The organism is Secundilactobacillus paracollinoides DSM 15502 = JCM 11969, from assembly GCF_001311135.1.
GTDB classification, from domain to species: domain Bacteria; phylum Bacillota; class Bacilli; order Lactobacillales; family Lactobacillaceae; genus Secundilactobacillus; species Secundilactobacillus paracollinoides.
Window position 1 is genome coordinate 1 of record NZ_BBAG01000056.1, and the last position, 17,677, is coordinate 17,677.

General features: G+C 48.4%; 14 protein-coding genes and 3 pseudogenes. 6 read left to right on the forward strand and 11 right to left on the reverse strand.

Annotation, left to right across the window (positions count from 1 at the left end; all coding sequences use genetic code 11):
- The 8 genes and pseudogenes from JCM11969_RS13490 to JCM11969_RS13525 form a co-directional block, all read right to left on the reverse strand.
- A partial coding sequence (locus JCM11969_RS13490; RefSeq protein WP_082409378.1) for a hypothetical protein occupies positions 1 to 617 on the reverse strand: 617 nt, incomplete at its 3' end.
- Positions 618 to 736: 119 nt separating this feature from the next.
- Positions 737 to 1,186, reverse strand: a complete 450-nt coding sequence (locus tag JCM11969_RS13495; RefSeq protein WP_054711977.1) for a hypothetical protein — start codon at positions 1,184 to 1,186, stop codon at positions 737 to 739.
- An 80-nt stretch (positions 1,187 to 1,266) separates the two neighbouring features.
- A pseudogene (locus JCM11969_RS13500) lies at positions 1,267 to 3,254 on the reverse strand (GTP-binding protein).
- Positions 3,255 to 3,345: 91 nt separating this feature from the next.
- Positions 3,346 to 5,109, reverse strand: a complete 1,764-nt coding sequence (locus tag JCM11969_RS13505) for a putative glycosyltransferase family protein (RefSeq protein ID WP_156319371.1) — start codon at positions 5,107 to 5,109, stop codon at positions 3,346 to 3,348.
- Between the two features lie 190 nt (positions 5,110 to 5,299).
- Positions 5,300 to 5,689 carry an MFS transporter gene (locus JCM11969_RS13510; RefSeq protein ID WP_054711981.1) on the reverse strand — a complete coding sequence of 130 codons (390 nt, stop codon included), beginning with the start codon at positions 5,687 to 5,689 and terminating at the stop codon, positions 5,300 to 5,302.
- A 44-nt stretch (positions 5,690 to 5,733) separates the two neighbouring features.
- Entirely contained in the window at positions 5,734 to 6,708 is a 975-nt protein-coding gene (locus JCM11969_RS13515) for an MFS transporter (RefSeq protein WP_054711983.1), read from the reverse strand.
- Between the two features lie 43 nt (positions 6,709 to 6,751).
- On the reverse strand, positions 6,752 to 7,219 hold the full coding sequence (locus JCM11969_RS13520; RefSeq protein WP_054711985.1) for a MerR family transcriptional regulator: 468 nt from the start codon (positions 7,217 to 7,219) through the stop codon (positions 6,752 to 6,754).
- 906 nt (positions 7,220 to 8,125) lie between these two features.
- The gene (locus JCM11969_RS13525; protein WP_054711987.1) at positions 8,126 to 8,524 is read right to left on the reverse strand and encodes a flavodoxin family protein; all 399 of its coding nucleotides are present in this window, start codon (positions 8,522 to 8,524) and stop codon (positions 8,126 to 8,128) included.
- Positions 8,525 to 9,087: 563 nt separating this feature from the next.
- Here JCM11969_RS13525 and JCM11969_RS13530 point away from each other — a divergent pair.
- The 3 genes from JCM11969_RS13530 to JCM11969_RS13540 all read left to right on the forward strand — a co-directional run bounded on the left by JCM11969_RS13530 (position 9,088) and on the right by JCM11969_RS13540 (position 11,059).
- Complete coding sequence (locus tag JCM11969_RS13530) at positions 9,088 to 9,675, forward strand: hypothetical protein (protein ID WP_054711989.1); 588 nt, start codon at positions 9,088 to 9,090, stop codon at positions 9,673 to 9,675.
- A gap of 217 nt (positions 9,676 to 9,892) precedes the next feature.
- Positions 9,893 to 10,357: a hypothetical protein gene (locus JCM11969_RS13535; RefSeq protein ID WP_156319372.1), complete on the forward strand. Its 465-nt coding sequence runs from the start codon at positions 9,893 to 9,895 to the stop codon at positions 10,355 to 10,357.
- A gap of 21 nt (positions 10,358 to 10,378) precedes the next feature.
- The gene (locus JCM11969_RS13540) at positions 10,379 to 11,059 is read left to right on the forward strand and encodes a YoaK family protein (RefSeq protein ID WP_225353311.1); all 681 of its coding nucleotides are present in this window, start codon (positions 10,379 to 10,381) and stop codon (positions 11,057 to 11,059) included.
- Between the two features lie 317 nt (positions 11,060 to 11,376).
- Here JCM11969_RS13540 and JCM11969_RS13545 read toward each other — a convergent pair.
- The 3 genes and pseudogenes from JCM11969_RS13545 to JCM11969_RS13555 form a co-directional block, all read right to left on the reverse strand.
- Positions 11,377 to 12,833: pseudogene (locus JCM11969_RS13545) on the reverse strand (NADP-dependent glyceraldehyde-3-phosphate dehydrogenase).
- A 354-nt stretch (positions 12,834 to 13,187) separates the two neighbouring features.
- Positions 13,188 to 13,625 (reverse strand): Rossmann-fold NAD(P)-binding domain-containing protein, encoded by a 438-nt coding sequence (locus tag JCM11969_RS13550; RefSeq protein ID WP_054711994.1) that lies wholly within the window; start codon positions 13,623 to 13,625, stop codon positions 13,188 to 13,190.
- Positions 13,598 to 14,158, reverse strand: coding sequence for an NAD-dependent epimerase/dehydratase family protein (locus JCM11969_RS13555; protein WP_054711996.1), 561 nt, complete (start codon positions 14,156 to 14,158; stop codon positions 13,598 to 13,600). The genes JCM11969_RS13550 and JCM11969_RS13555 overlap by 28 nt, the downstream gene beginning before the upstream one ends.
- Before the next feature lie 396 nt (positions 14,159 to 14,554).
- Here JCM11969_RS13555 and JCM11969_RS13560 point away from each other — a divergent pair, with 396 nt between their 5' ends.
- The 3 genes and pseudogenes from JCM11969_RS13560 to JCM11969_RS20505 all read left to right on the forward strand — a co-directional run.
- Positions 14,555 to 16,564 carry a LamG-like jellyroll fold domain-containing protein gene (locus tag JCM11969_RS13560; RefSeq protein WP_162231481.1) on the forward strand — a complete coding sequence of 670 codons (2,010 nt, stop codon included), beginning with the start codon at positions 14,555 to 14,557 and terminating at the stop codon, positions 16,562 to 16,564.
- Entirely contained in the window at positions 16,519 to 17,439 is a 921-nt protein-coding gene (locus JCM11969_RS13565; RefSeq protein ID WP_054712000.1) for an alkaline phosphatase family protein, read from the forward strand. Before JCM11969_RS13560 ends, JCM11969_RS13565 begins: the two co-directional genes overlap by 46 nt.
- Positions 17,440 to 17,459: 20 nt before the next feature.
- Positions 17,460 to 17,663: pseudogene (locus tag JCM11969_RS20505) on the forward strand (DUF5776 domain-containing protein); the annotation flags it as partial.
- Between the last annotated feature and the right edge of the window lie 14 nt (positions 17,664 to 17,677).

A 17,677-nucleotide genomic window follows, 5' to 3' on the forward strand; every position in this document is an offset into this window, starting at 1 on the left:
ATATTTGCAGTTGGATATATTTTGTTCATCCATAGTGCTTCGGGTGTATCCCGTGTGGTTAAATAGTGACTAATTACGCTTTTGCCTTCGGAGTCCAGGGGAGAGTTAACGTCAACTATTCGCATTAATTTTTCAGCTATTGCCTGTCTAACTGCAAATTCTGCCTTTGAAAATTCACTTAATCCTACCATCGTACTTTCATCCTGTTGTTGTACCAGATCAAATAATTTTTGTTGTCTTCGCAAACTACTCAGCGTTGTTTGTAACTTAGGAGAGTCCAGACCTTCAGGAATCGTCCCCTTTTCGTCAGCCTCAAGGAGCTCCTGTACTGTATCCCTCAATGAATGTATAATCACAACATTTTTTTCAAATGCACCACGCTTTTCGACATCAACTCGAGTCCATGCTTTTTGGAAATCATCAATTCTCAAATTCTTCTTTTGGTCGGTCACAAAAAAGGCATGGAAGTTTTGATCTTTAGCCGCCTGTTGGCACAAAAACTGGGTCACCGCATAACTTTTACCGCTGCCAGTCGGCGCAGCCAACGTCATTAATTTACCTGAATTTCCAGTTTCAACAAGTGCATCATACAGCTGTGAAAAATCCTTTTCGTTCATATAAAAAATCCTTTCGTGAGTTATTTATTAGATTCACGCGAATTATTATACAGAACATATGTTCGATTAAAATTATACACGTCTTTTAACATTTGTATACTTCTTTTTTAAATAACTGTTTATCTGATCTTATAGTAAACGTGCTTTGTACCCGTATTACTAATTTTTGCCTTATGTCCACGCACGTACATTGTGTGAATCATGTCATAAGTGCTACCGTTCTTGGATTCCAATCGGTAATAATGATTTCCCAAATACCGCCATCTCAAACTATGGTTGACGCCCCAGCCGCTCCCTGACTCAACAAGTTTTTTACCTTTAGAATAAAAATCATTGACGCCATCAGTGCCCGTTGATCCGACAAAGAATGTGGTCCGAGTGTAATACCCGGCCGATTTGAAGACTTTACTTGTCCGATAATAATTCGTCCGCCAAGTCCCCTTCAATGCACTAGGCGCACCGCGATGCCAGGTAGCAGCCGACGCACTCTGACTGGTCGTCCCAGCCAATGCCGCCCCACTGCTTAAACCAAACAGCACCGCAATTCCCAATTGTGTGACACGTTTCATCTACAACAACCCCTTATCGTAAAATTAAAAACAGGTCAATTTTACCGCTAATAATACGTAAATACGATAGAGGCCATTAACTACTCCGTCATCGCGGCCAGCTCATCCGCCGTAAACCGATAGGCCACATGCGCCATCGCGGGCACATCGTCCCACGGCACCGGATAGCCGGCGCCGTGTGCGCAAAATACCGATCCCGGTGTGTTCTCTAAATCACCGACTGGGTCATAGTCAGCAGCGACCACGACGGCCTCGGCATTATGACACGGTCGGTAGCCGTCGATCAGACACTCCAGTTGGCCCTGACCATGGGTATAAGCATTGACTTCTTGCGCGTAATTTTGCATCTCTGAGACCGGTGCGATACCAGTCAGTGTCGTCATGCCTGAAATGGTATTGGTGCCCTCAGACGTCGTTTCTGGGTCATCGAGGGTACCACTCATCCGAGTAATGTCCGTCATTGCGCGACCGATCTGGTCCTGACCAACTTCCAGCCGGAATCGGTACCACGCTCCAACAATTGGTCGCCACCGGGTTCACGCAGCATCATTAAGCCCTGCCTTAACGCGCGCCAGGTGGCTTCACGAAAATCGCCGCCCACCGTGTGGACAACGCTGGAACGTCCTGTTACCAGCGTCACGTGCATGTCCGTGATCGGCGACCCAGTCAGGACGCCAAGGTGCTCCTTAGCGGTTAGACTTGTCAGAATTTGGTGCTGAATATTCTTTCCCAGTACTTCAACCGGGCAATCCGCGTCAAACGTCAGCCCGCTTCCTTGAGGTGCTGGCCGCATCAGTAAATGAACCTCAGAATAGTGTCGCAGCGGTTCAAAGTGCCCGACACCTTCAACGGCCTGTGTAATGGTTTCACGATACAAAATACTGCCCTCACCAAAACCAACATCGAGGTTAAACCGGTCATGTAGAATCTGTTGGAGGATCTCCAACTGCACCTCTCCCATGATCTGCACCCGAATTTCCTGCAGGTGTTCCGACCAGGCAATATGCAATTGCGGGTCTTCATCCTCGAGTTCACGAAAGACCTTCAAACAGGTCTGAATGTCGTAATCCTTGGTATCGACTGAATAGGTCAACACCGGCTGCATCATGGGTGTCTCAGCATCCGCAGACTTCCCCAACCCGAGTCCAGGGTGGGTGTCCGTGAGGTTCGGAATCGCACAGACTTGGCCCGCAGTCACTTCTTGAACAGCGGTAAATCGCGTCCCGTTATAAATGCGGAGTTGGTTGGCTTTTTGGTCGCCTAAAATGGTGTCCCTAATGTGTAAACTGCCGCCGGTCACCCGCAACCAGGTCAGTCGAACGTCTTTTTCATCGTGGGAAATTTTAAACACTTGCGCGCCGAAATCAGTCCCGTACTGAGGTTCAGTCGTCCACTGTTCCAGCCCAGCTAGCAGCCCATCGACACCGTCCACCTTTAGAGCTGCCCCAAAGTAGCAGGGAAAGACCTCCCGTCGTTTGATCATTTGTCGGACCGTGTCATCAGTTAAGTCGCCAGTCTCTAAATAGGTATCGAGCACCGTATCGTTTTGCATGGCAACGTCTTCATATACCATCTCGGGTAACGCAGCGTTATCACCACCATCAAAGGCAATGCACCCCGTCGATAAAGCGTCTTGTAGCTGGGTCAGCACCTGATTGCGGTCCGTTCCTGCCACATCCATTTTATTGACGAAAATAAACGTTGGCACACTATACCGTTTCAACAGTCGCCATAACGTCCGCGTATATCCCTGAACACCATCCGTCGCTGAAACCACCAAAATCGCGTAGTCCAGCACACTGAGGACCTGTTCTGTTTGTGACGCAAAGTCCACGTGACCCGGTGTGTCCAGCAGATCGACTTGCAGTTCGTGCGACTGAAGACTGGCCTCATGTGAAAAAATCGTGATACCGCGTTGTTTTTCAAGGTCGTCGGAGTCGAGAAACGCGTCCCCGTTATCGACCCGGCCAAGTTTTCGTACTGCGCCGGTTCGGTAGAGCAACGCCTCTGACAGCGTGGTCTTGCCGGCATCGACATGGGCAATGATCCCAGCTACGATATGCTTCATGATCGTTCCTTCTTTTCGTTTTAGTCTTATTCCCAGTGTAAAGAAACAGGCGCTCACAATCAACTTGGATTGCGAGCACCTGTTTTTGAGACTAGCGTTTTACTTTTATTTTTTGCCCGCGAAACGCGCGGTAACGACGCCAGCCACGACGGCCACCATAGGCGGCAAATCCTAGCCAACTGAACGCCGATACCCACAGCAGGCCACTGACCCCAACTGGTGTCTCGTACTTAAGAATCAGCGTATTAACGCCTTTTTTACTCCAAACGATCGGTGCGTTAATGTGTGTGCGACCGTATTCGCTACGACTCAGCGTTTTACCATTCAGTGTGAGCGACGAGTCATAGTAGGTCACAACCGGGATCACATACTGTAACTGAGTTGATGCCCGCCACTGCACTTCAAGCCGACCACCGCTAAGGACGGTAAACTTATAGAACTGATGCCCCCAGAGAATTTGTTGTTCGTACAGATTGCTGGGGCTGTTGCTGCCCTTTTTCGAGGTGTGTTTGACCGGCAAATAATCACCGCTATGCTTCTCAGCCAGCTGCAGCAAAATGCCAGGATGTTGGCTGCTCAACGCCTGCCGCAACTGTTCCGGCGACCGTTTGATCAGCAGGGTCCCGCCCAGGTGCCGGAGCACGCGATGGTGCCGCACCTGCACACTGGTTTTAGCAATCTGGTGCACGTTGGTGCCGATCAGCACCCCAGTGGTCAAAACGGCACCCAGCATGACCCATCGTTTTAAACGTAACGGCTTGACCGGCTGTGAAAACGTTAGCGCTAACCCGCACAATAACAACGGGTACGCTAATACCGTCAACCGAACCGGGAACTGGAGCACGGACGAGAGCACCGGCACTAACCGGTGTACAAGATGCCATGGAAACAGGCCGGTTGTCGTCCAGAGCACGAGAAACCCAAGACCACTGAGCAGCCAGTTTACTTTAGAAATGCGTTTACGCATGACTATCAGGATCCCAAGTTGCCCCGTGAAGAGCATGATCAGTACCCGACTGACTGTACGTCGTTTGTCCCGAAGCCAGGTCAGTTTAAGGGTGTTATGCGCTAACGCAGACGCGTGCGGCAGTGCCAGCGAATTGTGGCTATACAGGGATAACAAAGCACCCCAGACGTTGGCCGACAAGACCACCGTTATGCCCACCGCAACGGCTGTGTCGCGGATCATTTTCGACCGTGATTCGGCGTGAACCAAGCCAATTATCCAAAACGGAATCAGAATCAAAAAGGCCATGAGTGTACTTAACACGTGTGTCTGACAGAGCACCGCCATCAGCAGCGCTAATTTGATCGGCTGCATGGGACGGTCATGTCGTTTCACCATCACCACACCGCAGGCAATCACGTAGGGCAGAATTGCGGCACCAACGCCGCTCATATTTTGATCCAGTCCCCAGCGCGGCAGCCAGCCCACATTCATAAAGATCAGAGCGGCGACGAGGCTTGGATTTCGTCGCGCACCCGCCGTTTGTGCCAGCCGGTACATGCCCCAACCACCGATGACGTATACGGCAAACGTGGTCACCAGTTGAAAATGATACCAGCTGCGGCAAATCACCAGCAACAACCCAGCTAAATAAGCAAAGTACGGGCCATAAACGGCGTTGATCACCCGCCCGCTTTGCTGAAACCCATAGTTCATTTGAAAGTAACTAAAATTGAGTGCACTGATCTGCTTGGCTGTGTCGTAGATGCGATTAAAATGAAAAATACCATCCGTTCCGACAATTGTACTACCAGTGATCAGCTGTGGCAGGATCGCCAAAAGCCCCATCATCACAATCATCGCTTGTGGCAGCCAGCGACACTGCCACCCTCGTTTGATCAGTCTCACGAGATCACTCCCGTCTTTTTAGAATAGTCTAGTGTACTGCGACTTCGCACGCATTCGTTAGTTGACACGCGTTTCTTAACCAACACTTATGGCTTGGCTGCCAGCCCATAATGTTTCACATGAAACACTTACAGCCGCTTTTAGAACTTAAAAAAGCCTCATCAGCTTAACTGACAAGGCTTACTTAGCATTAATTTTCCGTAATGGGTTCTCGATGCGGCTTCTTAATTCGAAACGCAATGACAAACACAATTGCGCCAAGAATCGCCGACAACAGAAAGGCCGCATGATACCCTGTCAACTGGTCCACCAGCGTATGCCCGTTTTGTGCCTTGATCACGGTCTGCTCAACACTGACGATCACTGACAACCCAAGAGAGGTTGCAATCTGCCGCACCATACTCATCGCCGCGTTCCCGTGACTAATAAGACTGTTCGGCAGCGCATTGATGGCCACCGTTTGCGCCGGCATGGAGACTAGGGCGATACCGATGTTCAAGACGGCGTAGATCAGCGCAATTAAAATCACCGATGTCGTTGTTGAGATGGTGGTAAATACTGCCACACTCACCGTCAGCAAGCCTGCCCCCGAAATAATACCAGCACGGCCGTATCCGTGATTGATCAGGTACCCAGAAATCGGCTCATTAGTCCCATCGCTAAAGCACCAATGATCAGCGTCATCCCCGACTGCATCGGCGTGAGTAAATGAATATCCTGCAAATACATCGGCAACAGGAACTGCACCCCAGTCATGACCATTTGCGCAATCGCATAAATGCCGAGGCTCAACGTGTACTGGAACGTCTTAAATGGCGTTAGATTAAGCATCGGGTTCGCAATCTTAGTTTGTCGATGACAGAACCAGACTACGAAAATGATTCCAACAACGCCAAATGAAATGACTGTTGACGCGAACCAACCGACACTTCCTGCCAATGATAGGCCGTACAGCAATGCCGTAAAGCCAATGGTTGAAACGATAACGGAGACCCAATCCAGCTTCGATGGCCGGGATGGAATGACCCGTTTCAACGCAACCATGCCCAGTAAGAACGTGATTAATTCAAACGGTAATAGCACGCCAAAAACGAGCCGCCATGAACTGATTTGAATTAACCAGCCGGACAACGTGGGGCCAATTGCGGGTGCGAGCCCAAACGCCAGCCCCATCAGTGATGTGATTGTCCCGCGCTCCTCACTGTTGTATATATTAAACAAAACGGTCATGGTGATACCTTGAATCATTCCGCCGCCAATCGCCTGAATAATTCGGCCAACGAGCAGAAATGAAAAACTGCCAGCAATCGTGCAACACAGTGTCCCGATAAAGAAAATCCCGTATGCCGTTAACATCAACGTTTTGGTGTTGATATTATCCGCCATCCAAGCGGTGATTGGCATCAGGACGCCGACCACCAGCGGGTAAATCGTCGACAGCCACTGCACCGTGGATGCACCAATGTGAAACACATGCATCAACGTTGGCTGTGCCGTAAACAACAGTGTTTGATTAAGGACCGCGCAAAAAATACCGATCAAAAGCACCGCAACTAAAAGCTTTCGTGAATAAGGCTTACCATTAATATCTTTTACCATTCTCATGCTTCCATTCTACTTATGCTTGAACAAAGAATCCTTGTTACTTATTCGGTGCCTCGTGACGAACCGTCCAAAATCTTGTCTGCCCATCAGGGGTTAGCGTCAGTTTTAATTCGTCATGCGCGTCAACCGATCCTAACGCAATTTCAACGTTGCCATCCGCGTCAGCCGACATATCCGTCATGCGGTCTAACACAATTTGTTGCAGCCGGATATTCAACCGGTTAAAGTAGCTGACCTGTTCCGCCGCAAATGCTAACGTGTACCCCTTATCCAGGAAATACTTAATTGCCCGAACACGAAACACCGCGCGATAACTAAATTTATGACTCCGCTTTTCATCATCATCGACCGTTTTGACATAACCCTGCTGCACCCAGTACCGGATCTGACTACTTGAAACGCCAGTTGCCTTCACAAGATCTGCAGTCCCTAAGACAATGCCTTCCGGTTGCGAAATTTCTTTAAAAAACGCCGCCCAATCTGAAAATTCATTAAATGGTTTCATGTTGTACTCCTTAATGTTGTGATTGCATCTATAATAACACAAATTTTGTTATGTGTACTATAAAATATCATTTAATTCACACAAGTTGTGATAACTGAAGACAAATAAAAACACAGTCGGTAATTAGCGACTGTGTTTTTTGATGTCCTGTTACTGATCAAAAATAGTTATACCGGTATTTAAGGTCACCGTATAAGCTGCCGTTCTACGCCACATTGCCTCAACGCGTTTCGGAAAGGGTCTTTCCAACGTTGGGTGATAGTCCGTTGCATTCCGCAATTTGGCACTCCGTGTAGTGGCTCGCGACTGAGCTAACTCGATTTCTGCTGCGCAGCTCTCGAGTGGATCTCAGTCGTCTCGCACATCAGTAACCGACCAAAGTACGGTCGCTAACTGATGTCGACACCACAGTTCCGTGCCAAATTGCTGCATTCCACTGACGTTGAGCTTACTTGTTACCAATAATTAAGCATCAAAATGGCGTTAAACCAAGTTTGCGGAGAATCCGCCCTCGACTGCTAGTAGGGGGCATTGACAGCAATGCATCTCACAATGAGCTAGTTATATTAATATGTTTCATAGCACTATTTATGAAGTTTTACTGTTCATGATGACAATTATAATGAGTGTAGCGTAGTCGAACTGTTCGGCATTGCAGGCTGTGGTGTCGGAGTTAGTTGACGAGGGTTCTCTTCTCGCCTAGTAACACGGGAGATGACTCTGGCCTAAATACCTGGTTCGGCATTTGTATGGAACTGGAACTTCTTCATAGCTCCGTCGTTCTATGTCACATTGCCTAAACGCGTTTCGGAAAACAGAAAGCTGCATGTAAGACGACTCTGGCCTAAATGCCTGGTTCGGGCATTTACGCCAGAGTCGTCTTACACTCCGCTTCCTACCGTTTTCCTACACGCTCTGCTTCGTAAACGCGTGCACCTTCTCCAATTGCTCATCAGAAAGCTTATCATGCTTTGGCACTAATCCGTGTAAATGTAAGCCCTCTGGTGCAACCGTAACGCCCTGTTCCGTCAATAGTTTTGCGACCGCCTTTTCCGAACTCATTACGCCACCAGAAGTTCCGAAGAGCACGACTCGTTTGACCTGTTTTGGATCAACCTTTGACGCATAGGCCTTCATGTGTTTATCAATGCTGGTCATGTAGATTGCCGCGCCTAGATACAGCGTGTCAACCTCGTCTGGCAACGGTTCGGTGATGGCCTTAGCTTCCAGACCTAAATCTGCGCCAATGGCTTCAGCTAGAACCTTAGTATTACCCGTTCTTGAAAAATATCTAATTGCATCCATTATCCTTACCTCCAACGATTTAATAGATGAACACGGTTGCTATGTAAGAAACGTAGGCGCGTGTATTCGCTTTCACTATAGCACAATTTTTGGGGTAGTCTCTAAGGGGAAAGATTAAGAATTAGGTTATGGGACAGAAACTGGTAAGTTGTGGGTTAGGACTGACTTCTAGGTAGGATAGTGGCAATTTCGTTTCGAAAACCGACTTTCTATCCGACATAGCGGAAAGATCCTCCAAAAAACTGATACCAGAACGTAAGGGCAATTAGTGACAAATCCAAAATTCGGGATTTCCCACTAATTGCCCTTACGTTCTGGTCTCAACCCGTTTTTTTCCACTCTCTATCATCTTTAACCCCCAAAACCACATCTTTTGACCCTAGCACCACTTAAATCTATGGCATAATGAAAGTAAATGAGTTTATCTTTGGGGGAGAACAACATGCAAACAAGACGGCAAAAAACCGCAGACCTTTCGGGGGCCATTTGGGGACTGTGGCTGATTTTACAAATTTTCAACTTACTCTGGGCGACCATCTACGCCAATGCTGCGGCTGGTAATATTGATTGGCACTACGTTCATCGGACCTTGGTGGCCATTTCAATTCTTACTGAACTACCTGTTATTTCGAACGATCAACTACTGGATCTGCCGATTACTGGGCTACCATGCCACTGGTACCAGTCTGATTGCGAGTTTTACGCAACAGCGCGGCAACGCTAAAACAACAGGCGGACGCTGGCCGCAATTCATCCGCACAACGACAGACTATAAACGGCTATACCAGTCACAGGCATCCGGGCTACAGTTTATTTTCCAGTTAGGCTTCATCATTTTACTGCCAACTTACGCTTACTGGGCCTATCGGTGGACGCTGTTTCTACCCGGACTCTTCGGCCCATCTAAGTTAATTTTTCAAATCATTGTCATGGCAGTCATCGGCTATTTTCTATGTCAAGCCTATTACCGCCTTTTCCCGCGGCTGTTTAACCTTAAAACGATCCTTGTTGAACATGGTCAGCCGATTTTTGCACACCAGCATACCAAGATTTCCCAACAGCCATCTGGGCGCGGAAATGCACAAACTGGTGGCAGTAAATTCTACACAACTGGCCGGGTCGTGGTTCAAGCACCCGACGAAAAGGAATAGTGGTGACCATCTTGGCAGATCAAAACGACCAACAACCTGTATCACACGCAATCTTTACACTGTGGGCATTCCTGCAGATTCTTAATTTCTTCTGGTCACTGGCAACAGCTAGTGGACTCGATGGCGCTGGTTCCTTATCGAACGGCGCATTTGACCCCTGGTGGCCGGTCATCTTTTTAGGGAACTACCTCTTTTTTCGTACCGTAAATTACGGTTTTTGTCATCTGTTGGGCTACCATGCTTTACCAACGATCGAACTGCTTGGCGGCGGCATAAGCAACTCAGCCTGTACTTGCCCACCTTCGTGCGACAAACACCAAGCTATCGCTACCAGTATCAGCGTCGGGCACGTGGGTTTCAACTCTTGTTTGAAACTCTCTTTATTCTGCTAGTACCAGCGGTTACCGGTGGGCTGCTGTGGGTCACCAACCTGTTGCCCGGTGGTGATAACCAAGTCAAACTCTTTATCCAAGTCTTGCTCGTGCTGGGTTGCGGCTTCTATGCTGCTAAGGCATACTACCGCTTATTTCCGAAACTATTTCATCTCAACGTGATTTTAGTCGAACACGGCCAACCAATTTTCGCGCACCGCTCCGGTGGTGACGAGACGGTTCAGACTGATCACGCAACAAACAGCACGTTCTATACCACTGATCGCATCGTTACCAAAAAACGGCATTAATTTTGAAGGAGGTCTTCGCAGGTGGCAACGCTTGAATTTCAGGATCAAAAACTTTACCAGCTGCGTCAGATCGGAATGGCGGTCACCGCAGTCGGCGGTTTCATCGACGCCTACACCTTCATGCAACGCGGCGGTGTCCTTGCCGCGGGCCAAACTGGTAACATTATTTTTCTGAGCGTCGACCTCACGCAGCACAACCTGCCAGGGGCCCTGGTTAAGATTATGGCACTCCTCTTCTTTGCGCTCGGCGTCGCACTGGTCACGCTGTTTAAACACCACCATTTCACGCACTACTGGCGCATTATGATTCTCATTTTAGAAATGATGGTCTGCCTTGTGATCGGTTTTTTACCACACAGCATGTCAAACCTGCTGGTCGTCCCGCCACTGTCCCTAGTGATGGCCATGCAGACGACGGCGTTTAGCGAGATCGACAAACAGGGGTACAATAACGTGTTCTCCACCGGAAACCTCAAGAAGGCAACCATTGCGTTAACAGAGTTCGCAAACGGGCACGACCGTCGCCAGGGACGAATCGCGGTCATGTACTTTGAAATCGTCGGTAGTTTTGCTGGCGGCGCAATTATTTCGGCGTTTCTGCAAGAGTGGCTGGGGATTCGGACTATCTGGGTGGTTGCCGGTGTGTTGCTGCTCATTGTAGCTTACTATGCGCATACGTTGCATCGAAAATATGGTGACTAATTTAAAAGCCTCAACCGTTTGATAAATGAGGTTGGGGCTTTTTTGATTTTTATCGGTTAGTGATTAGACGGATAGGACCGTGCTTTTTCTGTCTTCGGAATCGTGTTCAGCAAGGCAGAGGGCTCCTGCGTAAGCCAACTCTGGCAAAAATGCCAAAACCAGGCATTTCTGTTTTTATTCTCTGAGAAGTTTTGGCTACAGCTTTCTTGGCATCGTAGCCGAAACGTGTTCAGCAAGGCAAGGGGCGGCCATGTAACGGACTCTGACCAAAAAGTCAGGCCCGGACTTTTCGGTCAGAGTCCGTTACATTCTGCCCCTTAACCGCCTTGCTTCACACTCTTTAAATTAATAACCGTCAACTTCTCCCGCGACATCGACAAGATACTATTATGCACCCCTTGGGTTCCCATTCCTGAAGCTTTCACGCCTAAGAATGGGAAGTTGTCCGGCCCCCGCTCTGGTCGACCGTTCACTTGAACGGTTCCGGCCTCGACACCGCCAGCAATCTTCAACGCCTCATCTAACTCCTGAGCGAACACGCTGGCCTGAAGACCAAACTTTGATTTGTTAGCGATACGAATCGCTTCATCCGTTGAAGGCACACGCATAATGGGCAACACGGGGCCAAAGGGTTCGATCCAGGCAACGTCCATATCTTCGGTGACGTTGTCTAGGAGTGTTGGTGCCAGCGGATTACCTTGGCGTTTGTTACCAGTGACTAACGTTGCGCCCTTTGCCAGCGCATCATCGATCAGGTTTTGCACAAAATCGGCGGCCTTGTCACTGATCAGCGGAACCACTGTGTTGTTTGCATCTGGCGAACCAACCGTTAAGGCATTCACGGCTGGTTTTAATTTTGCAACAAGTTCATCCGCAATTTTGTCGTCAACCAGCACGCGTTTGACGGCCGTGCAACGCTGGCCCGAATAGGAAAATGCGCCGCTGACAATGTTGCTGACGGTGGTGTCCAGGTCGGCGTCCGCGCAGACAATGGCCGGGTCCTTGCCGCCAAGTTCGAGCACGAGCGGGATCATGATGCTCTTTTGTGAGAGTCGCTGGCCAGTCTGCGTGCTCCCGGTAAAGCTGATCATGTTGATGCCGGGATGTTCGATGAGGTAGTCACCGATCACCGACCCGTGACCCGTAATTAAACTCAATAGTCCCTTTGGCAGCCCGGTATCAGCCAGGGCCTCGATGAGCTTGATGCCACTGACAGCGCCCTGGGTCGCCGGCTTGAAAATAACCGCGTTACCTGCCATTAACGCCGGTGCAATCTTAGACGCTGACAGATTAACCGGATAGTTAAATGGCGATATGGCAAGCACAACACCAAGTGTACCCGTTCAATGATACCGAGTTTATCCTTAGAACCGCCCGGAAACCCATCGCCACGGACACTTTCACCATGCATGTGAAGGGCTTCTTGAACGGTATAGCGAATGAGGTCGACGGTTCGATCAACTTCCTTTTCGGCATCCTTCAGGTTCTTGCCCACCTCTGCCATTTCGATTTCAGCTAATGCTTGCTTGTTAGCAGCGAGGTTGTCCGCCCACTGGTTGAGATACTGACCGCGTTCACCCAATGATAGTGCGGCCCACGGTTTTTGAGCGTCTTGCGCTGCGGCGATACTTGTATCGATCTCGTCTTGTGTGACTGCCTGAATGTCACCCACCGGTTCAGATTGCCATGGTGACTGGATCGTAATTGTTTCCTGCGACTGACTTGCTTGCCACTCACCTGCAAGGTAGGCCAAATATTGTGCGTGTTCTGCCATGAATTCAACTTCTTTCTCTTAGTTAACTGCCATGAAACGTTAATTCAAAAGTATAGTGGTATAGGTAACATAACTCAATAGCAAACGTACATATTTCAATAATTTTACAATTGGTATATATACCATGTAATTTACTTTCACTGTAACTTTCACCGCAGAAAGCGAAAATCGTTTCACATAGCCTGTAGGTCAACCGATTGCACCAAGTGGTTGATAAAGTCAATGATTATCGTCAGCATCACGTTAAGCCCTCTCAGCCTTGCTTGTGATTTAATACGCAATATATGAAAATAAGTTTCAGTTTCATTTACTTCGCTTCCGGACCAATCGCTTTGTCTCGCAACAACTGGGTCATCATATCTGACATCGATTGTCGTAAATTCGTGTATTGATACGTATAGAACTCTGGGTGCAGCGGGTTATAATCGACCGTGCCTTTAACCGCGGGTAAAAATCGGCAGCCGTGGTGTTCGCACGGAATGGCCATAATAGCCATGCTGGAATTGGAATTTGTCGACTATGAATGCCCTGATCATGAAAGTCCTCGATCACGTCGCGTTTCACTTCGGCCATGGTCATCCGAATGCCCATGGCGAGATTCCGAGTACCGTTTGCTTTGGCGTTATTCATCAGCGAGATCTGCATCTGCGCAACATCGCGAACATCCACTGCGTAACCGACCATCGGTAAACTGAACGGCACGCTCAGTAATTGGTCGACCTGCTTTGCTGAATACCGCGCCCACGGGACCAATGAGGGACCGATCACAAACGACGGGTTGATGGCAGCCATAGCCACGTGCTAGTATTTACCTGGGCATCATTGACCAGCTGCCATGCCCGACGTTCCTCAAGCGTTTTACTCTTCATATAGTCGTCTAATCCCTTAGCATCCGCATTGGTCCAATCGTTTTCGGTGTAAATGTGCTTGTTCTGTTTGCCATAAGCAATCGCAGCTTCAGAACTCGTCAGCAGAATTTTCTTGAGTGTGGGACTCTTCAGGGCAAACTTGAAGATGTTATCGATCCCAGCAATCGCCGTTTCCGTCCGTTTGGATTCAGTCGCAACTGCTTGAGGTGACGCCACGTGAAAGAGCCACTTCACATCGGTCAATGCGTCTTCCCAACCGGCATCGCCATTAAGGTCAGCCTTAACGAGCTCAATACCCGGCAACAAATTTTTAATGAACGGCAGTTTTCCTTCAGACCGGTATGTTCCCCGAACCCGGTACCCCTTTTCAAGTAGGTCCTTCGCCACCCAAGTTGCCATGTAACCTGTGATCCCGGTCACCAATACTAAATCATTTTTTTGCATCATGTCTGTCATGTGTTGTTCCTTTTTTCGTTTAAATGAACGGTTGTTAGTTTTTAACTTAAAATAATAGCCGTGGTCGCCACGGCGTTTGCATGTTGTCTATAATAAACAGTCATTTAGTTATTTGCAACGGTTATTCTAAAATAAATCCCAGCGACAACGGAGACTCAACCTTGACGGCGGGTTGCGCGGATAACTAAATATTTTAAATCCGAAATTTATCGCAAAATGAAACAATCTCTCACGCTCAAGACTTTGTTCCCCGCTTTTATACTAAATATCTATACCAATTCTTTACAAAACACACGTAACCTTTACATAAACCAGACAGTATCTTTACATACGTTTAGTATTCTGAATGAGTTCGCAAAAACGCGATCAAAAAAACTATTGGAGTTGAAACTGTCTATGAAGCCTAGAGTCCTAGCAAGTGTGTTACTTTGTTCCGCAACCCTACTCTCCACAACCGTTCCAGCCGTTGCTGCAGTCACTACGGCAACGCCAGCACCAACGAACCAAATTCCAAGTAAGCAATTATTACCCACCCCATTTTCAAATATTTCGTTTGAAAGCGGGCAGCCCGTTGATAATAACGGTCAGTTTAAAACGGTCACCCCAACCGGTGCACCAAAGGTCACAACCGATGAGTCCATTGACGGGAAGGTTGCTGCCTTTAATGGAAAATCTGCTTACCAGTTGCCCACGACTGATGCCCAGTACGATAAGTTAAAAAATGGCATGTCGATCGAAGCTTTCTTTAAATATGATAGCAAGGGCTCACTAAGCGGTGAGCATGATATCTTCTCTAACCAGCAAAGTGGCGGTCTGGGACTTGGTCTGGACGGCAGTAAACTAACCTTCTACGCGCACGTTGGCGGTAGTTATAAGCAACCAAGTACTCCGCTTAAAACCGATAAGTGGCTACATGCAGTTGGTGTTATCGACAAATCAGCCGGCAAGGTCAACCTGTACGTGAACGGTAAGTTAGTTGATTCCAAAGATGCCAAAGGCGACCTGAAATTAGCTCAAGGGAGTAACATCAAGCACTTCGTTTTAGGCGGCGACAGCTCTAATAGTGGCGTTGAGTCCCTGATGACCGGACTGGTGAAGTCTGCCCGCTTGTACGACCACGTTCTATCTGCGGATGAAATCAAGACGTTAAGCGATACGGCTCAAGCCGCAGTCCACCACGACAAACAGGTTGCACAGTCCTTTGAATCACGGTTAGTTGGTGCTGGCAACATTGTTGGCGGGCACACTTATAGTTTGAACGTTCACACTCGACAAATGGGTAAGGGCGACATCGACCAATTAGGGTATGAGGTGACCTATGACCCGAACCAATTCTCGTTCGTTAAGGCCGACCAGACGCTGGGTGGCAAGTTAACCACCGTTACAGAAACCAAACCAGGACAGTTGCACATTACATCATCAGCCTCATTTTCAGAGGCTGGCTTCCGTGATTTTGGTAAGACAAGACTGGCACGTATTAAGCTTCGCGCCAAGACCGTTCAGGCCGGGACAACTGAACAAGCCACCGTTAAGTTTGGCAGTGCCACCGCATCGATGGATGGCACCCCAGTAACGGGCCTTAAAATGCAAACAGACGGCCAACAAACAGTGACGATCCACGGCATGGCCACTCTGGATTACAACGGTGATGGCATCATTGGTGCGGGTGATGTTGCGTTAGCGCCTGCTGATAAAAAGACTGAGGTCGCAAAACAAGCCGTAATTCGGCCTTATAAGCACGTCATCGTTTTAACAACTGATGGTGGTGGTAACCCGTGGGATCCTAAAGGGATGTACTACACAACTGGCAGTGACCCTAAGTGGACCACTGATCCGGCAATTATGGCTAAGCGGAAGAACACCTACACAATGGATCTGTTCAACAAGCAGTTTGCCATGAGTACCAGTGCTCATTCTGTGTTACCTGCCATTTCTGCGCAAAACTACCTGTCCATGTTGCACGGTCTGCCATGGGGAACCATGGATAAGGAATACCAAGCAACGAATAGCACTGCCGGTGAAAACTACTTTGCTGATTTCGACAAGCCGACTGCTAAGTACCCTTCAGTCTTTAAGGTACTTCAACAGGCAAATCCAACGCAAAGTGCGGCAGCGTTCGCTGAATGGACACCAATTTTAAACGGGATCACCGAACCTGACGCTGCGGTGAATACTCAACCGTCCGAGAGTTTAAAGTCGTTTGACGACGTTGCCAACTACATTGGTACCGATGATTTCAAAAACACCGCCCTCACGTACATGCAATCTGACTACATGGATCACACTGGCACTCAAGAGGCTGGTATAACGACAATTACTGGAATGAATACGCCAAGTATGACAAGTTGTTCAAGACGGTCATGGATAAGCTGGAAGCGACCGGCCACATCCACGATACTCTGGTGATCGCAAACGCCGACCATGGTGGTAAGGGGACCAATCATGGTCAAGACGCAACGGAAACGAACACCAATATCTTTATGGCACTCGGCGGCGAAACCGTTGACTCAGGCCATCGCTTAGAAGGTGGGAGTAACGCGGATGTTAGTTCATTGATTCTTAACGCGCTTCACGTTGCCCAGCCTAATTCAATGACTGGAAAAGTCTTCGATTCTTCAGCCTTCTTAGACCAAACTGATCTAGTGAAGAAAAATCGAAACGTTGAGAACATCAAATTAACTAGCACACCAAACTATGCTCAGGTCCACTTATCTGCTAAAGACCAGCAACTGAAAACGGCTGATATGCGAATTGATCTCGCTGGTCGTTCAGTAGCCAACGTCCAAACGCCCACCGGCACCAAGATTATCCGTCAAACCGTTGAGAACGGTATTATGGCCTTAACACTTGGCTTTGACCAACAACCTGGTGCTGACGATGTCGCTACGATCAAGTTCAAATCAGACGCCGAGCAGACTAAGACCGTCAAAGTGACCGACGCGATGGTTGGAACTGATACTGGGAAAGAAATTCTGGTTGATTTACACAACGAGCAGACCACAACAGACCCTCAGCAACCGGATACCCCAGACAATACCAACGACCATCTTCGTGGCACAGAAATTTATGCAACGCGAACTATTGGTTTCTACAAACAGGCAAGTGGTCGTCATCCACGCGTTTCTCGCTGGTACGAAAGCAAATCTCAGACCAAATGGCCTAAATTTACGATTATCAAACAGGTTAAAAACCGAAACGGTGTCTGGTATCAAGTCCGAGATAACAACCATGGCCGGACGCACAATAAAATCGGCTACATCAAGCTAATTCACGAGCCCTAACGACCGCCTATTACACGAGCGCACCACACCGTGTCATGGTTATCGCTAAAAAGGGACTTACCAGCTACCGCGACACGAATCAGAACCGTCGCGGAAACCATATCCGTCGTTTCACTTCATTACGAGTTGCCCGCATTGTCAAAGCAAACCAACAAGTCCTTCTTCAACTCAGCAATGGGCAATATATCACGGCTGATAAGCATATGACTAAGGCGTTGCGATAAAGATTTGAGTGTTT